Annotated in this window: 22 protein-coding genes; 12 read left to right on the forward strand and 10 right to left on the reverse strand. The window is 55.2% G+C overall.

Annotated elements, in window-relative coordinates; translation table 11 throughout:
- The first annotated feature begins 1 nt into the window (after position 1).
- The 6 genes from iolE (at position 2) to BOA8489_RS15600 (ending at position 6,735) form a co-directional block, all read left to right on the forward strand.
- Positions 2-898 (forward strand): myo-inosose-2 dehydratase, encoded by an 897-nt coding sequence (gene iolE / locus BOA8489_RS15575; protein WP_245813902.1) that lies wholly within the window; start codon positions 2-4, stop codon positions 896-898.
- On the forward strand, positions 895-1,710 hold the full coding sequence (locus BOA8489_RS15580; protein WP_093975225.1) for an SDR family oxidoreductase: 816 nt from the start codon (positions 895-897) through the stop codon (positions 1,708-1,710). Before iolE ends, BOA8489_RS15580 begins: the two co-directional genes overlap by 4 nt.
- A 127-nt stretch (positions 1,711-1,837) precedes the next feature.
- Positions 1,838-2,752 carry a sugar ABC transporter substrate-binding protein gene (locus BOA8489_RS15585; RefSeq protein WP_093975226.1) on the forward strand — a complete coding sequence of 305 codons (915 nt, stop codon included), beginning with the start codon at positions 1,838-1,840 and terminating at the stop codon, positions 2,750-2,752.
- An 85-nt stretch (positions 2,753-2,837) separates the two neighbouring features.
- Complete coding sequence (locus tag BOA8489_RS15590) at positions 2,838-3,950, forward strand: ABC transporter permease (RefSeq protein WP_093975227.1); 1,113 nt, start codon at positions 2,838-2,840, stop codon at positions 3,948-3,950.
- Between the two features lies 1 nt (position 3,951).
- On the forward strand, positions 3,952-4,722 hold the full coding sequence (locus BOA8489_RS15595; RefSeq protein WP_093975228.1) for an ATP-binding cassette domain-containing protein: 771 nt from the start codon (positions 3,952-3,954) through the stop codon (positions 4,720-4,722).
- Positions 4,723-5,361: 639 nt separating this feature from the next.
- Positions 5,362-6,735, forward strand: a complete 1,374-nt coding sequence (locus tag BOA8489_RS15600; protein WP_093975229.1) for an exonuclease domain-containing protein — start codon at positions 5,362-5,364, stop codon at positions 6,733-6,735.
- A 110-nt stretch (positions 6,736-6,845) separates the two neighbouring features.
- Here BOA8489_RS15600 and BOA8489_RS15605 read toward each other — a convergent pair whose 3' ends face one another.
- The 7 genes from BOA8489_RS15605 to BOA8489_RS15635 form a co-directional block, all read right to left on the reverse strand.
- Positions 6,846-9,182, reverse strand: coding sequence for a virulence-associated E family protein (locus BOA8489_RS15605; protein ID WP_093975230.1), 2,337 nt, complete (start codon positions 9,180-9,182; stop codon positions 6,846-6,848).
- Positions 9,183-9,294: 112 nt separating this feature from the next.
- Positions 9,295-9,756 (reverse strand): bifunctional DNA primase/polymerase, encoded by a 462-nt coding sequence (locus tag BOA8489_RS15610; protein WP_093975231.1) that lies wholly within the window; start codon positions 9,754-9,756, stop codon positions 9,295-9,297.
- The gene (locus BOA8489_RS15615; RefSeq protein ID WP_093975232.1) at positions 9,756-9,965 is read right to left on the reverse strand and encodes a helix-turn-helix transcriptional regulator; all 210 of its coding nucleotides are present in this window, start codon (positions 9,963-9,965) and stop codon (positions 9,756-9,758) included. Before BOA8489_RS15615 ends, BOA8489_RS15610 begins: the two co-directional genes overlap by 1 nt.
- Before the next feature lie 55 nt (positions 9,966-10,020).
- Entirely contained in the window at positions 10,021-10,809 is a 789-nt protein-coding gene (locus BOA8489_RS15620; RefSeq protein WP_093975233.1) for a hypothetical protein, read from the reverse strand.
- Entirely contained in the window at positions 10,806-11,990 is a 1,185-nt protein-coding gene (locus BOA8489_RS15625) for a tyrosine-type recombinase/integrase (protein ID WP_093975234.1), read from the reverse strand. Before BOA8489_RS15625 ends, BOA8489_RS15620 begins: the two co-directional genes overlap by 4 nt.
- A gap of 449 nt (positions 11,991-12,439) precedes the next feature.
- Positions 12,440-13,135, reverse strand: a complete 696-nt coding sequence (gene gst / locus BOA8489_RS15630) for a glutathione transferase, Atu5508 family (protein WP_093975235.1) — start codon at positions 13,133-13,135, stop codon at positions 12,440-12,442.
- A gap of 261 nt (positions 13,136-13,396) precedes the next feature.
- The gene (locus BOA8489_RS15635; protein WP_093975236.1) at positions 13,397-13,996 is read right to left on the reverse strand and encodes an SAM-dependent methyltransferase; all 600 of its coding nucleotides are present in this window, start codon (positions 13,994-13,996) and stop codon (positions 13,397-13,399) included.
- Positions 13,997-14,244: 248 nt separating this feature from the next.
- On the opposite strand from BOA8489_RS15635, the gene BOA8489_RS15640 reads away from it, so the two are divergent.
- Both BOA8489_RS15640 and BOA8489_RS15645 read left to right on the forward strand, forming a co-directional pair.
- Positions 14,245-14,886 carry an alpha/beta fold hydrolase gene (locus BOA8489_RS15640; protein ID WP_093975237.1) on the forward strand — a complete coding sequence of 214 codons (642 nt, stop codon included), beginning with the start codon at positions 14,245-14,247 and terminating at the stop codon, positions 14,884-14,886.
- A 112-nt stretch (positions 14,887-14,998) separates the two neighbouring features.
- Positions 14,999-15,322, forward strand: a complete 324-nt coding sequence (locus BOA8489_RS15645; RefSeq protein ID WP_093975238.1) for a hypothetical protein — start codon at positions 14,999-15,001, stop codon at positions 15,320-15,322.
- Positions 15,323-15,666: 344 nt separating this feature from the next.
- Here BOA8489_RS15645 and BOA8489_RS15650 read toward each other — a convergent pair whose 3' ends face one another.
- Both BOA8489_RS15650 and BOA8489_RS15655 read right to left on the reverse strand, forming a co-directional pair.
- Positions 15,667-15,912, reverse strand: a complete 246-nt coding sequence (locus BOA8489_RS15650) for a hypothetical protein (protein WP_093975239.1) — start codon at positions 15,910-15,912, stop codon at positions 15,667-15,669.
- 528 nt (positions 15,913-16,440) lie between these two features.
- Positions 16,441-17,016, reverse strand: a complete 576-nt coding sequence (locus BOA8489_RS15655; RefSeq protein ID WP_093975240.1) for a TetR/AcrR family transcriptional regulator — start codon at positions 17,014-17,016, stop codon at positions 16,441-16,443.
- 121 nt (positions 17,017-17,137) lie between these two features.
- On the opposite strand from BOA8489_RS15655, the gene BOA8489_RS15660 reads away from it, so the two are divergent.
- From BOA8489_RS15660 to BOA8489_RS15675, 4 genes are all read left to right on the forward strand, one after another.
- A complete protein-coding gene (locus tag BOA8489_RS15660) occupies positions 17,138-17,605 on the forward strand; it encodes an MAPEG family protein (protein WP_093975241.1) in 468 nt (155 codons plus the stop codon).
- A gap of 134 nt (positions 17,606-17,739) precedes the next feature.
- Positions 17,740-18,408, forward strand: a complete 669-nt coding sequence (locus tag BOA8489_RS15665) for a glutathione S-transferase family protein (protein WP_093975242.1) — start codon at positions 17,740-17,742, stop codon at positions 18,406-18,408.
- Positions 18,377-18,808 (forward strand): hypothetical protein, encoded by a 432-nt coding sequence (locus BOA8489_RS15670; protein WP_093975243.1) that lies wholly within the window; start codon positions 18,377-18,379, stop codon positions 18,806-18,808. The genes BOA8489_RS15665 and BOA8489_RS15670 overlap by 32 nt, the downstream gene beginning before the upstream one ends.
- A 359-nt stretch (positions 18,809-19,167) precedes the next feature.
- Entirely contained in the window at positions 19,168-19,593 is a 426-nt protein-coding gene (locus BOA8489_RS15675) for an ester cyclase (protein WP_093975244.1), read from the forward strand.
- A 433-nt stretch (positions 19,594-20,026) separates the two neighbouring features.
- Here BOA8489_RS15675 and BOA8489_RS20620 read toward each other — a convergent pair.
- A partial coding sequence (locus BOA8489_RS20620) for a hypothetical protein (RefSeq protein WP_217897959.1) occupies positions 20,027-20,362 on the reverse strand: 336 nt, incomplete at its 5' end.

Genomic DNA, 20,362 nt, shown 5'->3' on the forward strand with positions numbered 1-20,362 from the left:
GATGCTGAAAGCTCAACTGGGGATCGCACCAATTGCGTGGTGGAATGACGATCTGGCCGAACTTTCCGACGATGTCAGCCTTGATGAATGTCTGCGTCAGGCGGCTGAGGCCGGACTGACGGGTATGGAAACCGGTCGCCGATTTCCGATGAACATGGATGAACTTGGCCCGATCCTTGACCGTCACGGCATCTCTGTCTGTGGGGGCTGGTTTTCGGGGCTCCTGCTGGACGGAGACATCGAGGTCGAGAAAGGCCGCATCGCCGAACAGCACGCGTTCTTCAAGGCCGCCGGTGCGCCTTGCATCGTATACGGCGAGACCGCCCGGTCGGTTCAGGGAGAGCGCGATACACCCTTGGCACGAAAGCCGAAGCTGACCGAGGCCGAGATGGCAGCCTATGGGCGCAAGGTCTCGGACTTTGCCGATTGGTGCGCGGTAGAAGGCATGCCGCTTAGCTATCATCACCACATGGCAGCCGCGGTTGAAACCGAGGCCGAGCTTGACCTCTTAATGAAACACTCCTCCGTGCCACTGTTGTTTGACGCGGGTCACATGGCCTTTGCCGGTGGCGACAATCTGCGTGTGATCGAAAACCACCACGCGCGGATTAGCCATGTTCACACCAAAGACGTGCGCTTGCCCGTCATCGATGCGTTAGACCGCACCGTTGAGAGCTTCCTTGATGCGGTGGTCAAAGGTGCCTTCACCGTGCCCGGTGATGGGTCCCTTGATTTCGAAGAGATCGTGAAGGCTTTAGCCGCAAAAGGATATGAGGGCTGGTTCGTCATCGAAGCTGAACAAGATCCTATTGCAAACCCACCGCTGGAGATGGCGATCAAGGGTCGGGCCGAGCTGAAACGGGTGATGGATGCAGCAGGCTACGAGGTCGCGCAATGAACCGCATCGACGGCAAAATTGCTGTGGTCACGGGCGGTACCCAAGGGCTGGGTGCCGCAGTGGCGAGGCTGTTTGCCGAAGCCGGTGCCGCTGGCATCGTGATTGTCGGACGCGGTGTCGAAAAGGGGCAGGCCAAGGCGGACGAGATAGCACAGGCTACTGGTGTGCCTGTGCATATGGTCGCCGCCAATCTGGCTGATATGGATGATGTCCGTGGCACCATGGCGCAGACGGACAAGCTGTTTGGTTGCGTCGATATCCTCGTTAATGCCGCCGGTTTTACTGATCGCGGCAACTTGCTGAATACGACACCCGAATTGTTTGATGAAATGATTGCCGTGAACACACGGGCGCCGTTCTTCTTGATCCAAGATGCGGTAAAGATCATGGACCGCGAGGGGATCGAAGGACGGATCGTGAATATCGGTTCGGTCTCTGGTCAGGTCGGGCAGCCGTTTCTGGCTCCCTACGCCACCTCCAAGGGAGCACTTTCGACGCTGACGCGTCATGCAGGCTTTGCGCTGATGCGCAATCGCATCCATGTCAATCAACTCGATATTGGTTGGATGAATTCCGATCACGAACGAAAGATTCAAACGGCCGAATCCGGCGATCCTGACTTTATCGACAAGCAGGCGGCTTTGTTGCCGTTCGGCCGGTTGTTGGACCCCAAAGAGGTCGCCAAGGCCGTGTTGTGGATGGCGTCCGATGACAGCGGCATGCTGACCGGATCGGTTATTCACTTTGATCAATCAGTGTGGGGCGGCTGCGACGCGCAAGCTCCTGTACCGGCAGAGAAATTGGTGCCGTAATCGCGCAAGACAAAGGCAATAGCTTGATCTATTGTTCACAGAATTCCTCAATGATGGAGGAAATGGGCCTAACAATTGGCTTCCGGATTTCAAAGGTGCGCCGGACACCATCCTATGGGAGGAAACTATGAAGAAAATACTTATGGCGGCCATGACGGCTTCTATGGTCGCGGGTGCGGCATTTGCCGAAGAGCGTTATGTCATGATCACGCACACGCAAGGCACAGATCCGTTCTGGCCCGTCGTTGAAAAGGGTGGTCGTGACGCTGCAGAAGACGTTGGCGCGACATTCGAATACAACTTCGACGTCTCCGGCGATATGTCTGCAATTGCTAAGCTGATCGAAGCCGCAGCGGCAACGCAGCCTGATGGCATTATCGTATCGCTGCCCGACGCTGATGCGCTTGGGTCGGCAATTGAGGCTGCCGTTGCTGACGGCATTCCAGTTGTGACCATTAATTCCGGTCTCGAGCATTCTGCTCGTCTGGGTGCATTGATGCATGTCGGTCAGCCCGAGAGCCTTGCTGGTAAGAGCGCTGGAGAACGTGCTGCTGCCGAAGGTGTGACCAATGGTCTTTGTCTGAATCAGGAAGCATTCAACACAGCGCTCGTTGACCGTTGCCAAGGTTACTTCGATGGTCTCGGTGGCGATCTGAACATGATCGACGTGTCGAATGACCCGGCTCAGATCGAAACCCGTACAGCAGCTGCACTGCAGGCCGATGAAACGATAGACGGTATTCTGGCTGTTGGACCGCATGTTTGCGAAGCTGCAGCCAGTGCCATCGAATCCGTTGGCGCCGATGTACACTTGGCTTGCTTTGACCTGAGCCCAGGCGTGATGGACATGATCCAAGACGGCCGCGCTGCCTTTACCATCGACCAGCAGCAGCGTCTTCAGGGCTACATGCCCGTGATCGTTCTGCACCTGTACAACAACCACGCTGGTCTGTTGCCTGGTGCAAACATCCCTTCCGGTCCAGGCTTTGTGGATGCATCCAACGCCGCTGGCGTCGCGGAGCTGGCAGGCATCGACCGCTAAATTCGGACGACATGATATCAGAACAGGCGGGGTGCTTCCGCCTGTTCTACCAATATTCGCAAAAAGATGATGTAGGAGGCACGAAGTGGCCAATGCAAACGAAGCCGACAGGCTAAAACAGGAAACTGGACTCCAAAAATTACTCCGGCGACCCGAGATCGGGTCGTTTGCCGTGATGCTGGTTATAATCGTAGCACTCGCAATTGCGTCGGAAGGTAAATCCTTCAACGCATTAGGCTTGAAAAACAATATAGCTATCATCGCGCAGTACGGCATCATTGCCACAGGTGCTGCCGTTCTGATGATCGCGGGTGAATTTGACCTCTCCATTGGCTCTATGATTGGCTTCGCGGGCATGTCGATGGCAATGATGCTGAAATGGGGCTTGCCGTTTGGATTAGGCGAAGCGACGCCGTTTTTGGCATTTATCATTACGCTGGCCATGACACTTGCCGTCGGGTGGCTGATAGGTACGGTCGTCGTGCGCTCTGGCTTATCCAGTTTTATCGTGACGCTGGGGTTCCTTTTCTTCTTGCGCGGCGTGACCGAGGTCAGCTTTCGCCTGATCAACAAATCCACGCAAATCTCGGGCCTGCCTGATTACAAGGAAGAAAGCTGGTTCGCTAATATAATGGGCGGTGACGTCTTCGGCTGGTTTTATGATCTGTGGTTCATGCTGGGTGGCAATCTCAATCGCCGAGGTGAACAATGGGTCGAAGGTTTCGACGCGCGTTTCCTCTGGTGGCTGGTGATCGCTGGCGTTGCCTATTTCATACTGAGCCGCACACAGATCGGCAACTGGATCTACGCCACTGGCGACAACAAAGAAGCGGCGCGCGCTAACGGTGTACCTGTCAACCGCGTAAAAATTGGCCTGTTCATGTTTACTGCTTTCTGCGCCACCATGTTCGCAGCCTGTCAGGTTTTCGACACCAACACATCGGACGCAGCCAAGGGTAATTTGATGGAACTCTTTGCGATTGCGATCGCTGTTGTCGGCGGAACATTGATGACAGGGGGCTTCGGTTCCGTCATTGGCGTTGTTTTCGGTGCGATTACCGTCGGCCTGGTGGCCAACGCGGTGTTCTTCATACCGGCAATCGACGGCGCATGGTTCCGTGTATTCCTTGGCGCAATTCTTCTTGCCGCCGTGTTCGCCAACGAGCGCATCCGTAAACGTATTACAGGAGGAATTTGATATGGCTGAACCGTATCTGCGCGTCGAAGGACTGGTCAAACGGTTTGGTCCGTTCACTGCATTAGGCGGAGTCGACCTCGAAGTTTACCCTGGCGAAGTCCACTGCCTACTTGGCGACAACGGCGCTGGTAAGTCCACCCTGATCAAGACCCTGGCTGGCGTTCACCAGCCGACCGAGGGCAAGATCTATATCGAAGGCAAGCCGGTTGCGTTTCGCACACCGCGAGATGCATCCGATGCCGGGATCGGCACCGTGTATCAGGACCTGGCGGTCAACCCGCTCCTCAGTGTGACCCGCAATTTCTTCATGGGTCGCGAATTGAAGGGCCTATTGGGAACACTTCGCATGGACGAGATGAACAAGATCGCCCATGACGAAATGCTTAAGATCGGGATCGACTTTTCCGATCCGACCCAAGCGGTGGGGACCATGTCAGGCGGCCAACGTCAGACGCTGGCCATCGCGCGCGCGATCCATTTCGGCGCAAAGGTCCTGATCCTTGACGAACCGACATCTGCACTTGGTCAAAAGCAGCAGATGGGCGTTTTGAAGACGATCAAGAGGGTTCGCGCCCGCGGCGATATCGCGATCATCTTCATCACCCACAACGAGATCCACTCGCGTCTCGTCGGTGATCGCTTCACGTTCCTTGCGCTTGGCAAAACAATTGGTGCTGGCACCAATTCAGAGATCGGCGACGAAGAAATGCGTCGCTTGATGTCTGGTGGTGCTGAAATGGGCGATCTGAAACAAGAACTGGCTGCAATCTAATCCTCCCCGAATTGCAGCTTGCGGGTCCGATGCACGGACCCGCTCTCCATTGGCATTCCAGCTCGTTTGACCGGCTTGGGCAGGAAGATGAGCAGGAAGGCTAGCGGTATCAATTCATTTAAAAAGCTATTTCTGAACCAACGGAGGCTGCCTAAACCGCATGACACGCAGGTTTCTTCCTAACGAATGCCCAAACGACCTGGCTCTTTGTCTTTTTGATTTCCGTCTCCAGAAGACTACGAAGCCTATCGTATCAAGAGTGCCAAGAAGCTTTTACGTTTGCTGAGAAAATGGACTTCATAAGGCGGCTTGATCGCAACTATTCGCGATCCTTGGATACATGACAATGCAACCTATGTTGCCATGCTGCTTAGATGTCAAAATACAAATAAGCTGCCGTTCGTGCAAGTTGCAGCATTTGTTAATAATGGGCTCGAAGCCGCCATTCGCTGCAGAAAGCACGAATGACTGCTTTGAGCATGACGCTGGTTATTGGCGCGAACGCCTGAGTGTTTCCTGTTGCCGCTTGGGCAGACTTTTCAGAGCCTGGCTTCCGCAATACCTAGTTGTAAGCATCTAGCGCTCATATGGGCGGGCAAGTATTCTGGAAGCCTCATGGTTTTCGGATACTTTCGATAAATGGCCTTTGTATTCTACGATACCGAAACCACCGGCACGGACACGACGTTCGACCAGATCTTTCAGTTCGCTGCGATCTTGACCGATGCGAACCTGAACGAGCTCGACCGTTTCGAAGTTCGTTGCCGCCTTCTGCCACACGTGATCCCAGCGCCAGGCGCTCTGCTGGCCACACGGGTGACACCGACGATGCTGACTAACCCCAGCCTACCTTCGCACTACGAAATGATGCTTCAGATCGCGGAGAAACTGCACAAATGGTCGCCGGCGATCTTCATCGGATACAACACCCTCGCCTTCGACGAGCCGCTGCTGCGGCAGGCGTTCTATCAGACTTTGCAGCCGATCTACCTGACCAACACCAGTGGCAACAAACGCGCGGATGTGCTGCGCCTAGCCCAGGCAACAGCAGCACTATCCCCAAACGCCATGGCTGTGCCCATAAGCGATAAGGGTAAGCCGACCCTACGCCTCGACACATTGGCCCCTGCAAACGGGTTCGCCCATGAAAACGCCCACGACGCTTTGGCAGATGTGGAAGCGACCATTTATATGGCGCGGCTGATCCGCGATCGCGCGCCTGCCGTTTGGAATTCTCTGATGCCTCTGGTGGACAAGGGCGAAGTGATGGCGGCGCTGGCGTCAGGCACACCGAAGGGCCTGGTCGAATATCACATGGGGGTTCCGTCACTGCGCGCTGTTGTCGGGTGCGGCCATCACCCAAAGAACTCGACCATGCAGGCTGTATTCGATCTCAGCCGCGACCCCGCAGAGGTTTTGAACTTGAGCGAGGAAGACCTGGCCGAAGAAACCAAGGGAGCCAACCGGGCGCTGCGAACAGTCTACGCCAACAAGATGCCCGCGTTGGTCGACCTAGGCTTGGTGGGGGATGTGCAGGGCGCAGTGGGTCTATCTCCGGCTGAGATCGCCCGCCGGGCCGCTGTGGTGTCCGCTGACGGTCAGTTTGTCGCGCGGGTGGGTTGGGCAATGGAACAGCGCTACCCGCCCTTCGAGCCCACGCAGGTGGTCGAGGGCCGGATGTATGAGGGCTTCCCCAGCCGAGCTGACGAAACCCGAATGAAGGATTTTCATGCCGCATCATGGCCAGAACGCGCGGAGATCGCCGAAACCTTCGAGGACGATCGGTTTCGGGAACTCGGGCGGCGCATCGTGTTTCTTGAACAGCCTGACGTGCTGCGGCCGGAGCTGTGCCACGGGCTCGAAGCGTGGCTCGACAACAGACGTCACGGGCGCGACGCGGTAGTTGCGGGGCGCACACTCATGGATGCACGCAAAGAGCTGAAGGAGTTACTTGCCCAAGAGAAAAAAAGACCGGAACTCAAGGATATAGAGGTTTGGTTGGCCGAAACGTGAAACATAGAAATACCCTTAAAAGAGGCATGGGGTAGTAAGCGGATAACAACAAGGGCCAGGGAAGAATGCCCTGGCCCATGTTTCACGTTTCACCTCTGGTTGCTCGCTACTCAAAATGGAACTTGATCGTCCGTTTGCGGCTCGTCGGTCGGTGAAATCAGTTCGCCGTTCTTGCCAACCAAAGCGACGGTCAACTTGCCGTCTTTGGTCTGCCGGGCGGCAACCTCTGGGCTCGATTCGTCTGCATCGTTTGCCATGAAGCCTCGAACGGGTCGACGTTCGCCTCTGGCAGAAACCCACAGACGAAATGTGCCGTCCCGCCAATCCAGTGTTTCCATGACAGCCTTGATACGGCGTGAGTCATGTGGGGTTAGTTTCGCCGTCGGCAGACCAAGAATCAATTTGATTGAGTCCATCGAAACCTTAGCGACCATGCCACCAAGCGTGCCGGACAGTGCATCCATGTAGGGATCTTCAGCGACACGTTCTGCCTGTGCGTCGGCTGCTGCATTCCAAAGGTGTTTGGGCAGGGTCGCGCTTTCGCCGACCGCCTCGCGATGCGCTGCCTCTGCCCACAGCTGTTCGACGACTCCGGCGAAGCCCTTCACATCGATTTGCTTCACTTTTACAGGCCAGAAGCGACGGTTGCCGGTTAGGTCTCTCAAGTAGTCAAACTCATTTGTCGTACCTATGAGAATGCTGTGCCGAGGATACTGACGGGCGTTCTTATCGTAGGGCTTGCGATAGGTGTCTGTGCTCTCCGACAAAAACTTCTTCAGGTTCTCGTGGGTCATCTTGTTCAGGCCATCCAGCTCTTGGCATTCGGCAATCCATGCGCGGGCCAAAATTTGCGCGCGTTCTCGGTCGCCCGCTTTTAGGTTCAAGCTTTCGCAAAACCATGCGTCGCGAAGGGCCAGTTTGCGAACGAGGCGTGATTTCCCGACGCCTTGATCGCCCTCAAGCACCAACATGGTATCGAACTTTGAGCCCGGCTTTCTGATACGGCGAACGGCACCAATTAGTGTCTTGGCCGCGAATGCTCTATGAAGTTCGGTGTTTTCAACACCAGCATAGTCGCTCAACCAGGTATCCAGTCGCTTCACACCGTCCCAAACTAACCCGTCCAGACATTCGCGAACCGGGTGGTAGCGATATTCATGCGCCGTTGCCAAAAGCTCTCGTTTAATAGCGGCGCTTGACGCGGAGAAATGCAAATGGCGAACAAACTTACTTGAAAGGATATCTGCGATGTCATTGATGTCGCGGTCTTCGAGCCTAAAGCCCTCAAATTCGTCTTCGGCAGTGAATTCATTGCGACGGACAGCCACGCCCAACTTGCTAAGGGCGTGACGAATGTTGTTTGGGTCATTGCTTTTGGGCTGGCCATTATCGGTAGGGGTAGGCCATTCCGATCCTTTCGCCGAAACTACGCCCAGCGCACGTTTGACTTGCCGCTCCGCATAGCTTTGCTGCTCGATGATATCACCCGCACGGTCGCGAATGTGATCACCAATTGCGAAACGTGGAGCGAGTAAAACGGCTAATACCGTGCCAGGCTGCATGCCATTGGACAACATCCAAACTGTGGCCGCGAACATCAGTTCCGAGCGACTAGAGTATGATTTTCCCTTTGGTGTTTTGCCATCTCTTATTGCCGCCCGCCACTCGGTGTCATCAGGTAATACGTCGTCGGCTTTTTCGGGAAGAGGCAGAGGCGCGATTGACGTGACGTTTGCCACTTTCGGGCTCTTTGCATCTCCTCCGCTAGAGAGCAAATGGTCAGGCGGTACAAAGTCGTCCACCTTGTACGACGACGGCGGCGCTTTAAAGGTCGTTGGATAGGCAAGATGGCCAATAGCAGGTTCGCGACCGTCTTTACGTTTCTTGTCGTTCAGCCAATTGACGGTGCTGGGGATGCGCAGCAAGCGACTGACATCGTGTGTACCAGGGCCACCTTCGAGTCCTTTGAGCAGCGCCATGTTGAGTTTTTCCGCAGTATCAGGACCGATCGGTTCCTCAAGGCGCCAGATCGCCTGATAACCACCTCCCGTCATCCAAATACTTGTTGGGTGAGGTATCCATGACGGACGATTGTCGCTGTCAAAAAGAAATGCTTTGACACGGTCGACCTGTTCAGCCGGTTTCCCCGGATAGTCTTTGAAGTCAAGATCGACGTGCAGAAAGCGTACGGCCGAAATATTCGCCTTGTTACGTTTGCCGTCCAAGAACTCTGCGTTCGGCACATGGTAAATATTGCGACGCTGGTTGCCGTTATGCTTCTCGATGAAGGCTGCAAGATCAGTGGTGGCGCAACTGTTAAAGGTCTGCGAGCGAGGATGGGAAGGACCCTCGCTGGCCATGTGTTCAAGGTAGGCTGGCGCATTAGGGTTTATCCAGTAAAGATACTGGGCACCGCCATTGGAGTCGGGTTTCAGGTTCGTTTTCATTTGATGATACTTCGATCTATTTTTTTGCCAAAACTTTGGGGCTTGGGTGGAGAGCCATGGCTGTGGTGCTAATAGAAAAGGGGCGCCTTAGAAGAAGCGCCCCAGGCTCTATTTATCCAAGGTCCAGAAAGTCATCCGAACCGAGCTGCCCGATTTTGAACCAAGCCGTACCGAAATCTCCGCGGTTGTATTGAGATACAAAGACCTCGACGGTTCCTTCGAAGCCTCGCAGGCCCATCACGGCACCGACGAGAGGGTGCTTGGTATCCACGGCTTTGATCCGTTTGTAGCTTGGCAATTCAGAGAATAGAATGCGACCGAGCTCCGCGGCTTCGGGGCAATCAAAGTCAAGGTCGATCAATCGGCCAAAGCGGTCGCCAAGGGCGATTCCGACATTGCTATCGTCATCGAACTCTTGGCTGATTTGGTCCGTGGACCATTGAACCGGTACTTTCCATTTTCCTGCCGGCGTTTTCTTGGATTTTGGCAGCTTCAGGGGCTCCCAACCGAACTCAAAGTAGAGCAATGCGGCCTTCTCGGCACCTTGCTGGGACTTGTTGATGAATGAAGACATCACTGAGCCCCTTGGGTACGAATTTCATTTGAATCCAGCCAAGCCTCGATATCTACATTGCGATACAAAACGCGGCCATGAACCTTAATATAAGTAGGCCCCATTTTGTTCATACGTGCTTTTTCGAGAAAGCTTGTGCTAACGCGGAGATAAGTTGCGAGATCCTTTGTTGTATAAAACTTCGGTTGGATCAGGTCTGAGTTTGACATGTTAAGCGTTCCTTTCCGTTGATGTAGGAAAGGTCTGCTTGTTGATCCCTAATCTCTATTCCCCAAAACTGGAAGTTTTTGGAGGCCGATAAGCGGGTAGCTCTTGTGCCACCTTGTGCATGACGCTGATCGATGATCGCCGCTCTTTCGGAAGCTGGGGTTCAGTTTCAACAAGGTGCTTTTGGAATTCTTCGAATAAGTTTTCAGCCCAGACAGCAATCATTGGCTTTTTGGGCGCTTTGTAATTGAGCCTAGTTCCGCCACTGCCATACATATACCAAAAAACTTGGCATGTACGGCAAAAGGTTTCGACCCATCTTGGGCGTTTTGGTCTGCCCGGTGTTCCTGAAAACATTGATGCGCGCTCTACGGTAGCAGCGAAGGCTTTGAACCCTGCATATTCCTGCTGCAGCTTTGATAAGTCTGGTTGAGCAGACCACATAGCTTTAAGAATAATTCCATTCCGTTCTCCTTGCGCATCATCAATTATCTTTTGAGCTCGTCTAAGTGCTGTGCGAAGCGGATAAAAGTGATCCTCGAAAGTATCCTTGACGTTTTTATTGTCGGCATATGCCGTGATAATTCCATTGTCGAAGTCTACGGGAGATTCTTCTGTAGCGTGATTCCAAAGGAAGGCGATTAAGTGAAAGTGAGCGGCTTTATTGGATATGCCGAATTTCTCTGCGATAGGATCACCGAATGCTCGAAAGCGATCAAGGTCCTTCTCGGTTAAATCCTCAAGAGTAGATTCATTTCCCCAGGAAAATACCATGTTGTATTCTAATACATCGCGGAAGTTCGCCAAGTCAGAGTCATCTGGCGCATTATCGCTATCACTCTTCATGCCACGCCTACTTTTTCGACAGGTATACCTTTAAGTTCGAAGATCCTGTTTGCCACGACCTCAACCGGTCTCCGCAGCCTTTCCGGCTGGCTAACAATATAGCCTGCCGTGACGTCGCCGGACAGCCGATGGTTCAAAAGCCGCTTCAATGCGTAATGCGGGATGTCGAGACTTTCCGCGATGGTGATGAAGGTCCGACGTAGGTCATGCAGTGTAAATTGGACACCGGACCGCGCTGCGACGCGGGCGGTGAACTTCTTTGTTTCCACGATGTGTCCTGTCTTGCCGTTGCTGGGAAAAACCCAAGGTGACGCACCTGTCCATGCGCGGCGAGCTTTCAGCAGGTCAACGATGAATGCCGCCAGGGGTAAGTCGAGCGGGTCACCGTTCTTTGTCTTAGGGATATGCAGAGTGCCTTCCGCTAAATTGATGTAATCCCAGCGCAGAGACGCGATCTCGCTTCTCCGCATCCCGGTGAACACAGCCAAAAGGAGAAAGTCACGCGAGTAGTGGGGTTCTGTCATAACCGCCTCCCACCACGCCGGAAGGTCATGAACCGCCACCGCTCCACGACGACGCCGTTCCGGGAACCAGGCGCGGGCTTGGGTCAGAATAGCAACTGGGTTGGGTGGGAATTCGTCGAATGCCGCAGCTGTCACATTGTAGACTGACCTCAGGTGCCGCATGACAGTGTTTGCGGTGACCTGGCCATGATCCTTTGCGATGCGCTGGTGCCGCTTCAGGATCATCTGTCGGGTGATTGAGGTGATGGGCGACCGCTTCCAGTCTCGTAGGTATAGATTGCAAGAGCGGCGGTAACGATCGACGCTACTGGCCGCCATCGTCGATCTTGTTTCGAAAAAACGATCGAAGGCATGCCCGAGTGATATTGCTTCATGTGCCACCCGGCGCTTTTCTTGGTTTGGGTCTACACCGCCAGCCATCTCACTCAGTACTGTCAGCGCGCGGCGCCGCGCTTCTTCTACGTTCAGCACATCGGCACGACCGATTGTAACGCGCCGGGTCCGGCCGCTCACCTGACCTTCGACAAAGAAGACTTTCGAGTTCGCCCCAACACGGACGCCAAGCCCGCGCATGGCCGTGTCACGGTAGAGTTTTTGCCCCCGCTCTGCGAAGGGCAGCGCTTCGATTGCGCGTTTGGTGAAATGTAACTTTGGCATGAGACCTCCTCTGGCCTCAACTCAACTTATGTCGAGAGTTTCGAAAATACAATCATTATCAGAGGCTTATCTGGTTTTGTCCAACACTGTCACGCGTGCGCGTACGTGGTACAAGGCAGCAGGAACAGTAGTTAAAGAGATATCCGCCGTTGATCGCTTTCCGTTTTTTTTTGGTCGTAGCTCTATAGGGATCATAATAGCTCACAATCGGCCCTGGACCGAGGGAGCTTGCCCGGTCCCTCGGCCGAGACCCGTCGATGGGGTGGGGTGCACGTTTTCACCGGTACTATTCTCAGGCTGGAAGCAAGGCTAAGACCCGATAATCCAGCGCCGATGATAACAACGTCCAAACTTTGCCTCATAAGATGTGATCACACTCACGACCCGGTCCATAGGGTCCGAGTGAAGTAACTGGGCTCTAGATACAATTTGTGAAGGGCAAAAGCTGACTACGTGACGGAGCGCAAGGAGGCTTCAATCTGACCGCCGCACCAAGCGTCGCCGTATTCAACCTTACTCCGGCGCCAAAGCGCCTGTTGGGCCGCGAAATTTCCAATACGATCCGACAGCCCTGCAATTGCAGGGGCAGCGCGATCCAGTATCGGCCTAATCGATGGCAATTGTGCCGTCATGACGCCCCAGAGGCTGTAGGTCACGAGGTCCGCGAGGCTCGGTGTTTCTGTGCCAAGAATGTAGCCTTTCTCTGCGGACAGTCCGTGCTGAGTCCCGAGTGCTTCAAAGATTGCCATCCAACGCTCCAAGCGGGGACAAAACGCATCCCACGAACTCTGAGTCCACATCTGCGCGCCGTTGTGGAGGGTCATTTCGTACAGCACGTCATTTGCATCAGCGATGACTTTGTGGGTTAGAGCGGACTTCGCGAGATCGTCAGGAATTAAACCGTACTTGGCACCGAGATACGCCAGTATCGCCTGAGTTTGCGCCAATGACTGATCTGTGGAGTGATCGACAAGAACAGGCGGTCCCATGAAGGGAACAGCTTGCTCCGAAGGGTCGGAGTTCTTCAAATGGACAAGATCGTCGACGTCCGCCTCCACCCAGGAAGTCCCGACATGCGCAAGTGTCGAGCGTATGAATTGGCCGCGAAACGGAATCGGCCAGTAATAGAGCGTGTAGTCTGCCATTTGGGCCTCATTTGGAGGTGGACATGCAGCTGGGTCCGTATGGGATCAGTATAGCGCCCAATCCGCCCTGGACCGAGGGGGCTTGCCCGGTGTGTACGTCTCGACCCGTTGATGGGGTGGGGTGACCGGCGGGTCTAAGGCGTTTGCGTGTTGTGTTGCCACCATTTCGTACCAAGGCGATCAAAGCGGTTAGGGCCGCCGACGCGCACCGCGGCTGTAGACCACAGGCAAACGCTTGTTTTCAGAGCAATCTGCGTGAGCTTAAACAACTGGCTTTTCGGCAACCAGATCGATCAGGGCGGAATGGCCGGAATGACCACGCCCCTCCTGCACTTCACGCTCGTAAGCTGCCAACCGCAGAATACGCCAATCGCCGAACGCATCACTGAGCAACTCTGGAGTGTACATATTCTCGGGAAAAGGCGGACCGCCTGTTCCAAATTTGATTTGCTCGGGCGTGTAGCCATGGAGAACCAATCGCCCGCCTGGGCGCACAGCGCCGCGCAGTGTCTCGAACTGACGGACCCGCTCTTCAGGCCCCATGAATTGCACGAAGACCGCAACGACAAGATCAAATGACTGCGCCCAATCCCAGCCGTCCCAGTCACTGATGTTGGCGTTTATGCGGATACCTGCCTTCGCAGCTAGCGCCTGGGCGCGCTCTACCGCCGTGGGAGACAGATCAAAGCTGGTGACCGCAAGTCCCTGCCCGGCGAGCCAGACGCCGTTCCGACCTTCGCCATCAGCAACGCAGAGGCAGGTGGTCGCGCTGCCCGTTACCCAGGAGTTTTCAACGAGCATCTGCGCCGGCTCTTCCCCAAAAAGATATCCGCCTGCGTCTGCGTACCGTGCTTCCCACATTGTCGGCTTCTCCAAATAATCCTTGGACAATTTAGCGATTAAAACTCCTCACGTATCGTGAAATATGGAAGTAACCACGCCTTTAAGGGATCCCCCTTGGTCCCGGATTGACTTGGACCGAGAGGGGCTTGCCGCCCCTAGCCTCGCGGGCCCATCGATGGGGTGGGGTCTGCTTGGGGTGCGACTGTCTTTCCGCCCTAGTAGATGTGCGTTGTGTAAGCACCGCGTTCCTCATAGCAATAGGGACTATGCCGACTGAATTCCTAGAGCTCGGACCAAAATCAGAAAGCACAACCATTCTGTTTGCCCATGGCGCGGGCGCGCCGATGGACTCTCCCGCAATGACAGCAATCGCGGAGGCATTGGCCGCACAGGGTCGAAGAGTTGTTCGGTTCGAGTTCTCCTATATGGCCGATCGCAGAACCCAGGGTACCAGGAAGCCCCCACCACGCGCTAATGAACTGAACGCAGAATACCATGCTGCAATCGAAGAACTCCAGGTTAATGGCCCGTTGATCATAGGCGGGAAGTCCATGGGTGGGCGTGTTGCCAGCATGATTGCGGATGAACTGTTTGAGGCGGATCGCATCGCTGGGTTGCTCTGCGTCGGCTATCCATTTCACCCGATTGGGAAGCCTGAAAAGCTTCGAACCGAGCACTTACAACACCTGCGAACCCCAACACTGATCTGCCAGGGGACGCGAGACCAGTTTGGCTCAAAGGAGGAAGTCAGCGGGTATGAGCTGTCGTCGACAATCCAGCTGAGCTGGTTTGAAGACGGCGATCACGATCTGAAGCCACGCAAGCGCGTATCAGGTTTCACGCACACGGACCACATAGCATCCATGGGCGCAGCGGTTTCAGCATGGATCAAGGGGCTTGTTGGCTAGAAAGCCCTCAGCGCGCCGGGTTTGCCGTGTTTGCAGGGTTTGGTAGGGCCGCCTGCAGCGCGCTAACCAGTACTTAACATAAGGGCGCTGTCCGGTCTTCTTGAGCTCACACATGGACGCCGGTACGGAAAGTATTGCGAAAGAGATTTGCGTCACTCTCGGTCGTGACGCTGACAAAGTAAAAAAGCTAACTTTGGGGCTACTAGTTAAGGAATTCGAGAAGGTTGACGAGGTCGAAGGTATTCATCGGCTTCTCGCTACAATTGTTCCCATGGGGAACTACGCCTCACATGATCAAAGCGGACGACAGAGTGAAGTTATCAATGAAGAGCTGACAAGATATTTTCTCGCGATTTTGGAGATTGCCATTAAGCATTTTGAATCTTGGAAATTTACCCGTTCCGCTTCTCCCAGATCCGTCCCGAAGGGAAATTAGCACATCGAGTTTGCCTAGGTTCCGCGGGATTCTCACGGGAGCAATGTAATCCGTAGACAACGTCTTCAGCTATGGGCGTCAGCTCCTTGTTGTAGGCTGGTTGCGCTTCCTCTTCCCATTTCACATGGCTTTTCGTCGCGGCTAGGCTAGGCAGCATGTGTGAATATTAGTCCGAATGGATTTTGTGGATGCCGAGGCGACGGGGGCAATCCGTAATATAAAGCCGGAGCAATGCTGGCACAGGCCAATATTGGCAAGAAGAATGCGTCAGATTGCGCATGCTTGGATTCGGACGTGAGAGGTAGACCCCGCCACGTGGAGCGGGGCCCTCGATTTCGTGAAAATTAGTCCTTGGGTCCAGCTTCGCCCGGCAATCCCGGCGCTTGTTCGCTGGAACTGTGCGACTTCGAATTGGCTTTACCGGCGGCACTTCCACTTTTGATTACATCGTGCGCTGTGTCGGTGGGGTTCCCGCCCGGCGCGGCTGAGAAATCGACCTCTCCGTTGACGCCATTGCCGCCATGGGCGAAACCCAACGCCGGTGCAGAGATCAGCGACACAACGCCCAGAAATTTGAAAACGTTCTTCATAATTATACTCCATTACTAAAATACCCGAAACAGCGAGCGGGCCGTTGGATCGTATCAGAACTCACGATTTCGCCAAGTCTGAAGCTGCTGAGCAGTCACTTTGCTCGGATGACAGGAGATGCGAGGCTTGCCTTGGCAACAATGGCCTCAAATTGATCGCTATTGTCTTCGAAAACATCGCCCGCCTGCTCACGTCTGCCAGTAGGTGGAGGCTTTCAGCCAACTCTGGGTTCACCTCGCAGGGCGCCTGAGCGGAATGGCGCATTTGCTGGATAATTTCAAGCGGACCCGAGGCCAGTAGCTTGCTCAAGCACTGTCATTCGGCTCCGGCAAGCGTTCAAAATGGGTCTCATCTTTATATTTCTGAATTGCGTGCAAGTGCCTCAACAAGCTGCGGACAAGCAAGTCCCTCTGATGCTGTGATGTCCCCTCGAAAGCTCCGGCAAACACACGCCTGGTCACCTAAGATTGACACGGTCGCAACGGCCACTCGCGATACCATGTTCTTAGTTTGCCAATAATGCGAGTTCACCGGCCGTCGCGCAGAAGCCGCGTCATGAGATTGATCACCTGCCCGTCCGACAGCCCCTGGTGTATCGCCAGCAGGCGCCAGGTCTCGAAGTTCAGCGCAAGGGCGATCGTGGACTTCAAAAGCGGGTCTTGTCGCTCCTGCTCAGTGAAGGCGGCAAGAAGGGTCTTCCCCGCGGCCTGCCAGTAGCCTTCGTAGGGCGCCATGATCGGACTTCCGCGCAGATCGTCGATCACCGAGGACATCATCGGCTCAGTCTCGCGGTGGAAGGCGTAGGTCGCGGCAAGCCCGTGGCGGAAGCGCTCTTCGCTGCCCTCTACAGTCGCCCATTCCTCGAGATCAGGAAGGGGGTGACGCTCGAAGTAGGTGCTGCTGCAGGCGCCGAGCAGTTCCATGTCATCGGCGAAGTGGCGGTAGACAGTGACCGTGCCGACGCCCGCCTCCTGCGCCACGTCGCGCATCGAGGTGGCGGTCGGACCCTTCGACTGGTGCAGCTTGATTGCCGCCTCGACGATTCGCTGCCGGGTCTCCTCCTGAGCTGCGGCGCGTTTTGTCTGTTGGTACTTCCTGTTCATGATTTGATGATACACGATATTTCACGAAGCTTGACAAGCTTTCTTCTTTCGCGGTACACGTCATTTCGTGAAATAGGATGTTTCACGAAAATTAGGAAACCGTCAGCAAGGAGACCCTGCGATGTCCACACTCACCATGCAGAACCCCGTTTTCGTCATTTATATGATCGCCGCAGCCCTGATGGTGCTGAAGGTGATGGGTCAAGGATGGGTGACAGTCTACCGGATGCTGAAGGCGGGCTCGGGCTGGGCGTCGGCCGAGGACCTGCGCCCCGGGCTCATCAACCGCAACCCGAACCCATCGCAGCTTGAGATCAATGACTACGTCGACCGGTCGCGCCGCATCCACCGCAACGACTTGGAAAACATCCCAGCGTTCCTTGCCGTGGGCCTGCTCTTCGTGATCGCCGGGCCCTCGACCCTGCTGGCGGGCGTGCTGATGTACGGCTTCGTCGTGGCTCGGCTTCTACACACACTGGCCTATACCACAAAGCAGAGCCACGAGGTCCGCGCGACGCTCTACACGGTCGGCTCGCTCGCGGTAATCGTGATGGCGGTCTACGTGCTTTGGGCCACGTTGGCTCTTTGAACTCAGAAGACGACTCGTCTGGTTGCGCTCGCCGGACCCGTGAGCGCTTCCAGATCAGTCAGTGAAGACGAAACCCGGCGCTCTACTACTGGTGTAGTAGTGACCCTGGCCAAGGAAACCCGAGGGATAGCGATATGCCGAAACTCTACGGCTACTTGGCTTGCCCGCGCTCGAGAATGGCGCTTGTTGCCGCGAGCGAAAAAGGCATCGACTGTTCATTGCAGGCTGTCGCGTCCTGGGACGGGCTGGACAAGTTTCCGATTTTCTCCAAACTCCACCCGTTTCAAAAGGTCCCGGTTCTTGATCATGGTGGTCTCAGGATCACTGAGGCGCTTGCAATCCTGATGTATATCGAGACCGCCTTCGAAGGCCCGCCTCTGGTTCCGGAAGAACCGCTCGCGCTTGCCCGGATGTGGGAAATCATTTCCGCTACGACAAGCTATGCGTGGTCGCCGTGGGTCCAGGCATTGGCTATTAACCGAATCATCAGACCCATATCTGGAGAAGGCGCCGACGAGGCTGCTATTGCCGCCTACCTGCCGGAGATGTGCCGGGTCGCAGAGGTAATCGGCGGCTACCTTGCCGCGCGAGAGGAAGCCTTTGACCTGGCTGACATTGTCGTCGCGGGAGCGCTCAAATACGTAACGGAGACCCCCGAGTGGGAGGAGATCGCGCGGTCGGCCCCGGTTCTGGAGACCTGGTGGAACCGAACAAGATTACGGCCATCCATCGCGGCGCATATGCCAAATACCGATCTGAAAAAGCGATCGAATGAGTATTTCGCTAGGCATATGGAGACGTGAATCGGGCAATCGGGTCGCATCGGCCTGGTCGATACTACGGTCACTCATCGGGGCGCCAGGTGCCGACGTGCAGCGGCTTTGTTCGCATTGTGAGTTTCCGGCCCACCCTAGCGCGCTCGCCGAGGCCGTCGCAGCCAATCCGCTCATGCGCAACTCTGCCGGAGAGATTAGCGCACCGGATGCCCCGGGACTCGGCAGTGAAGTCGACATCGAAGCCCTGCGCCCATACCTGCTCGACGCCGAGATACAAGTCGGTGGTCGCGTATGGGCTACCCGCCTGAACGAGCGAAAGGGCTTCAAGAAGGCTGCCGTCGCAGCCGCAAGGAAGATTGCAGTTATCATGCACTGCATCTGGCGCAATGACGCTGTTTTTGACCCAAACATGGAGGGCGTGGCTTAATCAGAAATCACGAATACCTGCCCGAGAGACTAAGGGTGGGTTCAGCGTCCTTCGGGACGGTTGCGGATCAAGCCAGTCTAAAGCGGTAGAGGTGGAACGCTTCCAACCTCGCGAATGACATTCTGGCCGATCAGCTCCCGGACGCCATCATGAAGCGGCCATGCCGACTTCGGAGAGAACCACGACCCCGAAAGACCAGTAACCCAGTTCCTTGACTTCTACGCAAACAGAGAACTGCTCAGAGCCCAGAGTGACGGATGCTGCGCGCGGACCGAATGTCATCTATTGATAAATCCGTGACGGGCGTCGTTTAAATCTATTCAGTGCTAACCCGCAACAAATGCCGAAGGACGTAATTCATGCACCCTACAGAAAAAATTGTTCGCCAGTTTCATGAGTCATGGGGCATGCGCGATCCTGACCGCGGGGCAGAAATCATTTCGGATGATTGCGACTTCGAAGATGTCGCTCGCCAAGAAAAACTGACCGGAAAGGAAGCTTACAAAGACGATTACTATCGTTGGCGGGAAGCTTTTCCGGACGGTCTTTGCGAAGTTGAGAACGTAATTGTCAGCCAATGCGGAGAATGGGCAACCGTTGAGTTCCGCAATACCGGCATTCACGCAGGCGTGCTGCGCTCTAACCTTGGGGTTTTTCAACCAACGGGAAAGAAAGCCGAAGTTCGCTATTGCTCCGTGATGAGAGTCAAAGATGGAATGGTGGTCGAAGGCCGCGATTACTATGATAGCGCAACGATTGCCCGCCAATTGGGGTTGGTTGACTAACGCAGGTAGTTCTTCCAGAAGCGCACGTCCCACAGCCATTGAAGAAAGCGGTCATTCGAAGTTCACTTAGTAGGGATCAAAAGCGCTCGCGATCAGCCCTGGACCGAGAGGGCTTGCCGGTTACTTCGCCCTAGACCCGTCGATGGGGTGGAGTGCCCGGGTTTGCAGTGTTAGCAGGGTTTCTTTCTGTTAGCGGCAGGCAGAAGTTATTTAACATAATGGACCTTACGCGGTTAAACGCGAAGGTCTGCTTTGCGGAGCGAACCAGACATCCGATACAAAGACTCAGATGACAGCTTCGAGCCCAATGCAGACCACAAAAATCCACTATTATCGTCGCCCGGTCGCAACCTACGCTGTCGCTACATATGAGCGCGGACCGTCGACTTTGCCATCCAGATAGGCATCTCGAACAGCATCCTTGATCTGTTTTTTAGTTTGGCGGGTTGGTCCCGGAAGCCAGAAGGAAGGTCATATCCGCATTAACACCGCCTTGGCCCGAAAATTGTCCAATGCAGTCCCTGATTTCGGTCCAAGCCACATCGCGTTTTTCGTCGTCCAGATCCGCCAACACTGCGCGATAGGCACCAAATGCCTCCTGCATCATGGTTAACGCGTCCCCGACCGATGCGATGGACATCCGGGCGACGACCTGCTCGACCCTGGTGTCGATATACCCGGCCGCTTGGAATAAGTTCTCTAGTCTCGCAGGGTCTGACAGTGCAAACAGCCCTGGTGAACCCGGCGGCGGCGGGATCTTCCCGGCATG

Source organism: Boseongicola aestuarii (assembly GCF_900184815.1).
Lineage (GTDB): Bacteria > Pseudomonadota > Alphaproteobacteria > Rhodobacterales > Rhodobacteraceae > Boseongicola > Boseongicola aestuarii.

Excerpts from the sequence above, each read along its gene's own strand:
- iolE (WP_245813902.1), top strand. The coding sequence starts at position 2 with ATGCTGAAAGCTCAACTGGGGATCGCACCAATTGCGTGGTGGAATGAC.
- BOA8489_RS15580 (WP_093975225.1), top strand. The coding sequence starts at position 895 with ATGAACCGCATCGACGGCAAAATTGCTGTGGTCACGGGCGGTACCCAA.
- BOA8489_RS15585 (WP_093975226.1), top strand. The coding sequence starts at position 1,838 with ATGAAGAAAATACTTATGGCGGCCATGACGGCTTCTATGGTCGCGGGT.
- BOA8489_RS15595 (WP_093975228.1), top strand. The coding sequence starts at position 3,952 with ATGGCTGAACCGTATCTGCGCGTCGAAGGACTGGTCAAACGGTTTGGT.
- BOA8489_RS15600 (WP_093975229.1), top strand. The coding sequence starts at position 5,362 with ATGGCCTTTGTATTCTACGATACCGAAACCACCGGCACGGACACGACG.
- BOA8489_RS15605 (WP_093975230.1), bottom strand. The coding sequence starts at position 9,182 with ATGAAAACGAACCTGAAACCCGACTCCAATGGCGGTGCCCAGTATCTT.
- BOA8489_RS15610 (WP_093975231.1), bottom strand. The coding sequence starts at position 9,756 with ATGTCTTCATTCATCAACAAGTCCCAGCAAGGTGCCGAGAAGGCCGCA.
- BOA8489_RS15615 (WP_093975232.1), bottom strand. The coding sequence starts at position 9,965 with ATGTCAAACTCAGACCTGATCCAACCGAAGTTTTATACAACAAAGGAT.
- BOA8489_RS15620 (WP_093975233.1), bottom strand. The coding sequence starts at position 10,809 with ATGAAGAGTGATAGCGATAATGCGCCAGATGACTCTGACTTGGCGAAC.
- BOA8489_RS15625 (WP_093975234.1), bottom strand. The coding sequence starts at position 11,990 with ATGCCAAAGTTACATTTCACCAAACGCGCAATCGAAGCGCTGCCCTTC.
- gst (WP_093975235.1), bottom strand. The coding sequence starts at position 13,135 with ATGGCAGACTACACGCTCTATTACTGGCCGATTCCGTTTCGCGGCCAA.
- BOA8489_RS15635 (WP_093975236.1), bottom strand. The coding sequence starts at position 13,996 with ATGTGGGAAGCACGGTACGCAGACGCAGGCGGATATCTTTTTGGGGAA.
- BOA8489_RS15640 (WP_093975237.1), top strand. The coding sequence starts at position 14,245 with ATGCCGACTGAATTCCTAGAGCTCGGACCAAAATCAGAAAGCACAACC.
- BOA8489_RS15645 (WP_093975238.1), top strand. The coding sequence starts at position 14,999 with ATGGACGCCGGTACGGAAAGTATTGCGAAAGAGATTTGCGTCACTCTC.
- BOA8489_RS15650 (WP_093975239.1), bottom strand. The coding sequence starts at position 15,912 with ATGAAGAACGTTTTCAAATTTCTGGGCGTTGTGTCGCTGATCTCTGCA.
- BOA8489_RS15655 (WP_093975240.1), bottom strand. The coding sequence starts at position 17,016 with ATGAACAGGAAGTACCAACAGACAAAACGCGCCGCAGCTCAGGAGGAG.
- BOA8489_RS15660 (WP_093975241.1), top strand. The coding sequence starts at position 17,138 with ATGTCCACACTCACCATGCAGAACCCCGTTTTCGTCATTTATATGATC.
- BOA8489_RS15665 (WP_093975242.1), top strand. The coding sequence starts at position 17,740 with ATGCCGAAACTCTACGGCTACTTGGCTTGCCCGCGCTCGAGAATGGCG.
- BOA8489_RS15670 (WP_093975243.1), top strand. The coding sequence starts at position 18,377 with ATGAGTATTTCGCTAGGCATATGGAGACGTGAATCGGGCAATCGGGTC.
- BOA8489_RS15675 (WP_093975244.1), top strand. The coding sequence starts at position 19,168 with ATGCACCCTACAGAAAAAATTGTTCGCCAGTTTCATGAGTCATGGGGC.